Here is a 2,512-nt window from a genome sequence, read left to right on the forward strand (position 1 = left end):
GAATTACAGGGCGCGTACAATACCGCTGCCGGATTAGATTATGAAGACGATTAGTTCAGTTAAAAGGTATCAATTTTCAGTTTGAGCTAATGCAAACAAAACCCATAGCTGCAAAAAAACAGTGGTTATTTATTAGAAACGTAATCTTTTTTACATTTACTTCTTTTGGAGGCGCACAAGCACACCTTGCTTTGTTGCTTAAATACTTTGTTCAGAGCACTAAGTTTATCTCTGAGGAAGAACTTTTAGAGTTAAATGCACTGGCACAGGTACTCCCCGGGCCAGCATCCACCCAAACCCTGGTTGGGATAGCCTGGAAAGTTGGAAAACTTAAACTGGCCATTATTACTTTCCTGATCTGGATTTTACCTACAGCAACCATAATGACCTTTGCTGCAATCAGTTATGCTTTACTGGATCAAAAACAAAAATTTAACGATATTTTAGAATATATCCAGCCAATTGCACTGGGTATTGTAGCTTATGGTGCATGGAAACTTGGTAAAAAGGTTTTATCCTCTCAGGTTTCTATATTCCTTGCCATTGCTTCGGTTATTGCCACATTAGTTTTAAGAAATGCTTATGTGTTTCCATTATCGATATTGATAGGCGGAATGATCTCTTCAGCCATCGAAACCCCAAAAGAGGAAGCAGAGTTAAGGGTTAAACTTTTTTCAAATATCAATCCTAAAAAACTGGTCTACTTTCTAGGTGCTTTACTTTTATTTGCCTTGGTAGGTGCAATTATAAACAGAACATCGCCCTTTAGTTTACCGATTCGTTTGCTCGAAAACTTTTATCGTAACGGAATATTGGTTTTTGGGGGCGGACAAGTGCTTGTTCCTTTGATGTTTACCGAGTTTGTAGAGATGAAACATTATTTGCCTTCATCTGGATTTTTATCAGGTTTTGCATTACAGCAGGCCTTACCTGGTCCAACATTTTCTTTTACGAGCTACTTAGGCGCATTAAGCATGAAGAATTTTGGTTACGGATTATGGGGCCAAATTTTAGGAGGATTGATTGGGGTTATCGGCATCAACTTACCCGGACTAATCCTCGTTTTATTTATTGTACCGTTTTGGGACGATCTGAAAAAGATCTCACGGATCCGTCATAGCCTTTCAGGAATCAATGCTGTTAGCGTTGGATTTATTATTGCTGCTTTTGTGCTACTCTTAATACCAATGGGCTTTAACTGGATATTTTTAGGGATTATGGTCGCTACATTTTTGTTGTTAAATTTTACTAAAGTTAGTCCACCTGTTATTGTATTGGCAGGTATATTAATTGGATATTTATTTTAGTATAAGATAAATATCAATATCGAGTTTATAGAAAAATTGTTAAAATTTGGAAAGCAAAGGCAGTAAACTTTGGGCTAATGCAGTCCCGCTATCACTGCTGCTCCGACGAAACCTGTGAAACAAGCAAGCACACAATAAAAAATAAAATATACAGTGCTTAAATCGGGAGCATTCGTTTTATCGGGTTTAGATTGGGTGGTTCTCTGCTACTAGGTCGGTTTTCCGTGCCAGTGCCTATAGTTTTTACACTTTATTGCATCTGAAATCCTTTTTTGTCATGCTTAGGGATAATTTATTGCATAAATTATAAATGACAGTAGTTTTTTTGATAGGATGTGAGGAATCGTCATTGCGACAAGGAACGACAAAGCAATCTTTCACGCTAGTGATCCTTGCCATAAAGATTGCTTCGAGGGCTGAAAAAGCCTCCTCGCAATGACGATTTTTCTATTTGGTCTGTCAATGTTAGCAGAAGTAGAAGGTAAAAAAGATTAACGCGTAAAGCACTTCAAAAAAGCTAAAATCTTCTACTATAAAGTAGAATAATTTTTACTAAGATTAACTGATAGTCATTGCCAATTCCTAAAACGGTGGATCATCATCATTATAGTCGTCCATTTTTGAAGGACGGATAATCACGTTGCTCTGTTTTTCAAAATCCTGTGATGGGTACATACCAGCTGAAGGATCAGCCGCAAATGAACTTGGCGGCGCATTAAAGTCTTCTTCCAAATCCGTAAACTTCACAAATTTACCCACGAATTTAAGTGGTACAATTCCAGTTTCACCGTTACGGTGTTTTGCAATGATAACCTCACCAATACCCGCTTGCGATCTTCCTTGCTCATCCTCGGTAATGCCGTAATATTCAGGGCGGTACAAGAATAATACCATATCCGCATCCTGCTCAATTGAGCCCGACTCACGTAAATCGGATAACATTGGCCGTTTTCCCTGTAAACCTGGTCTACTCTCTACCGCACGACTTAACTGCGATAGTGCGAGCACCGGAACATCAAGTTCTTTTGCAACCGATTTTAGCGCTCTCGATATACTACCAATTTCCTGCTCACGGTTACCACCACCTTTTCCTTCGCCTTTACCATGCATTAACTGCAAGTAATCGACAATTACCAATTGAATATCGTATTGTGATTTTAATCTTCTGCATTTTGCCCTGAACTCAAAAATGTTTAGTGCAGGCG

2 protein-coding genes are annotated in these 2,512 nt (G+C 38.6%); one reads left to right on the forward strand and one right to left on the reverse strand.

Annotation, left to right across the window (positions count from 1 at the left end):
* The first annotated feature begins 89 nt into the window (after window positions 1-89).
* Window positions 90-1,307, forward strand: coding sequence for a chromate efflux transporter (chrA, locus tag AC1DND_RS25595; RefSeq protein ID WP_477585364.1), 1,218 nt, complete (start codon window positions 90-92; stop codon window positions 1,305-1,307).
* Between the two features lie 582 nt (window positions 1,308-1,889).
* Here chrA and AC1DND_RS25600 read toward each other — a convergent pair.
* A partial coding sequence (locus AC1DND_RS25600) for a DnaB-like helicase C-terminal domain-containing protein (RefSeq protein WP_477585366.1) occupies window positions 1,890-2,512 on the reverse strand: 623 nt, incomplete at its 5' end.

This window comes from Pedobacter sp. 01N416, assembly GCF_056399685.1.